4 protein-coding genes are annotated in these 5,457 nt (G+C 53.7%); all 4 read right to left on the bottom strand.

All coding sequences use genetic code 11. The features are described 5' to 3' along the window. Positions 1-217 precede the first annotated feature (217 nt). The 4 genes from FBQ85_26000 to FBQ85_25985 all read right to left on the bottom strand — a co-directional run bounded on the left by FBQ85_26000 (position 218) and on the right by FBQ85_25985 (position 5,155). Complete coding sequence (locus FBQ85_26000) at positions 218-2,224, bottom strand: sodium-translocating pyrophosphatase (GenBank protein ID MDL1878586.1); 2,007 nt, start codon at positions 2,222-2,224, stop codon at positions 218-220. A 466-nt stretch (positions 2,225-2,690) separates the two neighbouring features. After that, positions 2,691-3,935: a NupC/NupG family nucleoside CNT transporter gene (locus FBQ85_25995; protein ID MDL1878585.1), complete on the bottom strand. Its 1,245-nt coding sequence runs from the start codon at positions 3,933-3,935 to the stop codon at positions 2,691-2,693. 204 nt (positions 3,936-4,139) lie between these two features. Then, positions 4,140-4,466: a hypothetical protein gene (locus FBQ85_25990; GenBank protein MDL1878584.1), complete on the bottom strand. Its 327-nt coding sequence runs from the start codon at positions 4,464-4,466 to the stop codon at positions 4,140-4,142. A 293-nt stretch (positions 4,467-4,759) separates the two neighbouring features. Beyond that, positions 4,760-5,155, bottom strand: a complete 396-nt coding sequence (locus tag FBQ85_25985) for a hypothetical protein (GenBank protein MDL1878583.1) — start codon at positions 5,153-5,155, stop codon at positions 4,760-4,762. Between the last annotated feature and the right edge of the window lie 302 nt (positions 5,156-5,457).

Genomic DNA, 5,457 nt, shown 5'->3' with positions numbered 1-5,457 from the left:
TAAATAACTTACTCATTTGGGGAACCGCCAATAAACGCGAATATCCGCTAATTTTAAAATTCGCGTTTATTGGCGTGCATTCGCGGTTTGAGATTTGGGCAGGTTATTTAATCGACAATCCTTAATAAAAAAGGGCGCGAACACACGGTTCGCAGCCCTTGGTGATCCAGTAAGGGAAATCATCCTGAAAAGATGGTTGTAGGCGGCCGCCGCATCATCATTCCATAAACAACGGCGCCAGCACCAATGAAATGACCGCCATCAATTTGATCAGAATGTTGATCGAGGGGCCGACCGTGTCTTTCAAGGGATCGCCCACCGTGTCGCCAATAACCGTGGCTTTGTGCGTATCCGAACCTTTGCCGCCGTAGTGGCCTTCTTCGACATATTTTTTGGCATTGTCCATAGCGCCGCCGCTGTTCGCCATTTGAATGCCGAGCATGACGCCAGTCACCAACGCGCCGAGCAGCAGGCCGGCGAGCGCACCGGGTCCGAGTGTGAGGCCGATGATCACCGGGGACAAAATCGCCAGCGCGCCGGGCAGCAACATGCCGTTAATTGCGCCCACCGTGCTGATGTCAACGCACTTGGCCGAATCGGGCATGGCCTTGCCTTCGCGCAAACCGGGAATCTCACGGAATTGCCGGCGCACTTCTTCGATCATTTTGAACGCGGCTTTGCTCACGGCTTTGAACAACATCGACGAAAAGAAGAAGGGCAGCATGCCGCCGATGATGACGCCGGCGAGCACTTTGGGGTCCTGCAGATCGGCGGATTGCAATTTCACCGTGTGCATGTAAGCCACGATCAAACCCATTGCCGCAAACGCGGCGGAGCCGATGGCAAAGCCCTTGCCGATCGCTGCAGTGGTATTGCCAACCGAGTCGAGGCTGTCGGTGATTTTGCGCACGCCCGGATCGAGATGCGCCATTTCCGCGATGCCACCGGCGTTGTCGGCGATCGGGCCATAGCTGTCAACGGCAACCACCATGCCCGTGGTGGCGAGCATGCCGAGACTCGCAAGCGCAACGCCGTAAATACCCGCAAGCTCATGCGAAACGATCAGTGCAATCGCTAGAACAATCACGGGAACGGCGGTAGAGGCCATGCCTAGAGCCAGGCCGCCGGTCACGGTGATGGCCGGGCCGCTTTGTGATTCATCTGCGAGATTTTTGACGGGTTTATATTTCGAAGAGGTGTAATATTCGCTCGTGAAGCCGATAATCACGCCGGAAACCACGCCCGCAATCGTCGCCCAGAACGGGCCCATCACGCCATGATTTTCATACACGACATTATGATGTTGCACGATGAAATATGTGCCCAGCGCGGTGAGGCCGGCGCTGACATATAACCCGCCCATCAACGCGCTTTGCGGATTGCCCCGGCCGGTGATTTTCACATACAGAATGCCGAGTATCGAAGCCACAATGCCAACGCTGGCGATTTGCAACGGAATTAAACTCAATGACGCCAAGCCGACGCCTGCTGCAATGGCCATGGCCGCGATGATGGATTCAACATAGGATTCGAGCAAATCGGCGCCGAGGCCGGCCACGTCGCCGACGTTGTCGCCGACGTTATCGGCAATCACCGCCGGGTTGCGCGGGTCGTCTTCAGGAATGCCGGCTTCGACTTTGCCGACCAGATCAGCGCCCATGTCCGCGCCTTTGGTGAAAATGCCGCCACCGCTGCGCGCAAACAGCGCGACGAGACTGGCACCCATGGCATAACCGTTCACAATCTCCGGAACGCCGTTAAACATAACATAAACAATGCAAAGACCCAACAAAGACACACCGACGACGCTCATGCCCATCACCGCACCGCCGGAAACCGCGACGCTCAATGCGCCTTTCAAGCCGCCGTCTACCGCGCCTTGCGTTGTGCGCGAGTTGGCGCGCGTTGCGATGCTCATGCCGATATAGCCCGCAATCGCCGAGGCCACGCCGCCCAAGATAAACGCCACCGAGGTTTGCCAGTTCAGGCTGACGTTGGGCGCAAACAAAGGCGTGGCGGCAATGAGAGCCGCGATCACGAGCACAAACGCGGAGACATAAAGATATTCACGCCGCAAGAAGGCTTTGGCTCCAACCTGCACCGCTTGCGAAATCTGCACCATGCGCTCGTTGCCCGGATTCTTGCGCAACACATCCATGGCAAGGTACACCACGAAGCCGAGCGCCAGCAAGCTGGCCGCCCCTGGAATCAAAATATCCTGCACGAGTCCTCCTTCAGAATTGATGAGGTTTTACCAAGATGCTAAACTGATTTGTTGCATCGAACGAGCTGATCGTGTGTTGTAGAAAACACTGCAAAAATAGAATGGAAATATAGCCTTGAATAGCTCATTTTACAAGCGCTTTTTCGGGAAGACCGGGCTTCCACTGTCGATTTTGAACGACAAAACCAATGCGATAGTCCGCGTGGAGAACAGCGCCCTAGTTGATGAACGTTCACGTTCACTCGTTGTCATCCATCTTTTGCGGCGTCTTCAACACCTTCATAAAAAAGTAAATCGTGTAAATCGAGATAATGGCCCAAGAAGACAACATGGTGATCCAGGCAGAGAGTGACATGAGATGACTCCATTCGACTTTGCTTTGATGGTGAAAAGCGGGATCTCGTAGAAATTCGGTTCCGTCTCATTGAGATTTGATTTCAAACCGCGTCGGGATTAAAACAAAAATTCAAACCAACATGCCTGCAATGGCCGCGGTCATCCAGCTTGCCAGCGCGCCGCCGAACATGGCGCGCAGGCCAAGTTTGGCGAGATCGCCGCGGCGCTCCGGGGCCATGCCGCCGATGCCGCCGATTTGAATGGCAATCGAAGAAAAATTTGCGAAGCCGCATAACGCGTACGTGGCGATGACGTTGGCGCGCGCACTCATACCGCCGGTTTTGATCAATTCGGAAAGATCTTTATAAGCGATGAACTCGTTGATCGAAATTTTCGTGCCGAGCAAATTGCCGAACGCCAAACAATCTTGCCACGGCACGCCCATGAGCCACGCCAGCGGCGAGAATATCCAACCGAACAGAATGCGCAGCTCGCCGGGGAAATAGGGAAAACCGATCGCCGCCAGGGCATGATGAATGATACCCATGCCCGCGTTGATCACCGCGATGATGGCGATGAACGCGAGCAGCATCGCGCCGACGTTGACGGCGAGCTTCATGCCGTCTGCTGCGCCAATCGCCGCGGCCTCAATCACATCGCCCGCAACTTTTTCCGGCGGCACTTTGACGTGGCCGCGCGTTACCGGCTCTTCTTTCTCCGGCAAAATGATTTTCGCCATGACGAGCGCCGCGGGCGCAGACATCACGCTCGCCGCGAGAATGTGCGAGGCCGGAATGCCCATCAAGATGTAGCCCGCCATCACGCCGCCCGCTATCGTTGCAAAGCCGCCGCACATGATGGCCATCAACTCCGAGTTCGTTGCTTTTGCCACAAACGGCCGGATCAACAACGGCGCTTCGGTTTGTCCCACAAAAATATTTGCCGAACACGATAGCGACTCGGCGCCGCTGGTGCCCATGGTTTTCGACATCACCACGGCAATGCCCTCCACGATTTTTTGCATGATGCCGAGATGATAGAGAATCGACATCACGGCGGAGAAATAGATGATGGTCGGCAAAACCGCAAAGGCGAATTGGAAGCCAAAGGTGTTTTGGTATTCCGGCTTGACGAGATTGCCGAACAGAAATTCCGTGCCGTATCTGGTAAAATTCAGGAATGCCGCAACCTTGTCGCCCGTCCATTGAAACACGATTTTACCGGCGCCGGTCCCGAGTATGAAAAACGCAAAAAACAATTGCAGCGCCGTGCCCCACAGCACCACGCGCCACGGGAAACGGCGCCGGTCATACGACATGGCGTAGGCAACACCAATCATGGCAAGCATGCCCAGCACACTGATGAATCGTTCCATCCTCACCTCCTTTTAGCTCAGAAAACTGTTCTGTCCGCCTGAAACGATCGCCCCGCGGTGAGCGGAAGCGTTATTTTATTGAGAACTGGCAGCACCGCTCACGGGCAGAATCGTGCGGGCACGCGCATTTGCATGCCCGCCGTTGGTACAGAAGCAAATCATACAAGTCCGCATTGGCGCTAAGCCGCAACATGCTTGGCGCAGTTATGCCCGCGCATCATTGGGAAAATACCGTTGATACACCAGATTAGAGAGCAGCCGGGCTTCTTTCTGCATGGGATTAATGCGATAGGTTTTCCAGTACTCCTCGAGTATGCGGTGAGCCTCGCGCCAATCCGCTGCCGGTTCCAGCATATTGCACAATTGTTCAAAAGGCGCTGTTTCACCGGCAAAAAGTTTCTTGACGAAAAGCCTGCGCTGTTCGGCGGCAAAGAGTTGCGCAAGGCTCTTTAACTGTTTTGCTGCGCGGCTCGGAATCGCTGAGCGATTGATCACGAAATTTTGACCGTCATCCTGAATTTTGATAGACATAGAAAACTCCTGAGATTTTGGGTAAATTTTTGCAAGGAATCAGAATAAATAACTTTCCCACATCTCGAACCGCGAATGAACGCTAGTAAACGCAAATTAGAAATATGTCAGCGTCCATTCGCGTTGATTAGCGGTTGCAGGAAATGGGTATGTTATTTTAATGGCGCTCCCAACGCTACACGCTACTGAAGATTCAGCCGTCCCTCACACCATGAAAATGGCACAAACCGGCCTTATGGCAAGACCAGTTGACAATCACGTTGTTGGATGGTTTTGAGGAGGCGGAGAATGGATCAGCCGGCAGAAGAATGTTCGCGCGCAGGCTGGCGACAAGAGAGTAAGAGGAAATTGAGGGGATAGTCGTTGGCGTACATATAATCGCTGAATTCGACGAAGCGCTTGACTTCATCCAACAAAACGATGCGGTCATTCAAGGCAATGTAACTTGACTCCACCCATTTGCTCAAGCCCTGCGTGATTTCGTGGCTAAGCTTCGGAATGAAGTTGACAACGCCGGAGGCAAACCCGTCGTTACTCGCAAACACCACTTTGAACTGAAGATCAAGGCCGGCGTTTTGAGAATTGGCAAGCGCCAGGCATTCGCCCATGGGCGGCAGCGCCATCAGCAGGCTGAAGATGATTTTGGCGGCAAGCAGGGCGCGCAAAATTTTTAGAAGATTTTTCTTCATGACCGTGACACGGGCCTGGTTGTGGCAATCAGCTTTTCAAAGTTAGAATAGAATTCTGAAAGTGTTGCGCCCACTGAAATGAAATCCCACAGAAAAAGCTTTTTTCTTTCTGTGGCAGTTCTACTTTTGCGGGCAAAGTCTTCAAAGCTGCACGAAGAGCTTCGCTTTTCAGCTTGTGCGAAAATCGGTACAGGCCATTACAGCGTTTTTTATTTGGATGAACAGGTTTTGTAGTCCCCGCCCCTTGTGGGCGGCTGTTGAAGCCATGAAATTCGCGGTTGCAACAATGCCCCACGAGGGGG

Source organism: Cytophagia bacterium CHB2, from assembly GCA_030263535.1.
Classification (GTDB): Bacteria; Zhuqueibacterota; Zhuqueibacteria; order Zhuqueibacterales; family Zhuqueibacteraceae; genus Coneutiohabitans.
This window is presented reverse-complemented; position numbering and strand designations above follow the sequence as displayed.

Excerpts from the sequence above, each read along its gene's own strand:
- FBQ85_25990 (MDL1878584.1), bottom strand. The coding sequence starts at position 4,466 with ATGTCTATCAAAATTCAGGATGACGGTCAAAATTTCGTGATCAATCGC.
- FBQ85_25995 (MDL1878585.1), bottom strand. The coding sequence starts at position 3,935 with ATGGAACGATTCATCAGTGTGCTGGGCATGCTTGCCATGATTGGTGTT.
- FBQ85_25985 (MDL1878583.1), bottom strand. The coding sequence starts at position 5,155 with ATGAAGAAAAATCTTCTAAAAATTTTGCGCGCCCTGCTTGCCGCCAAA.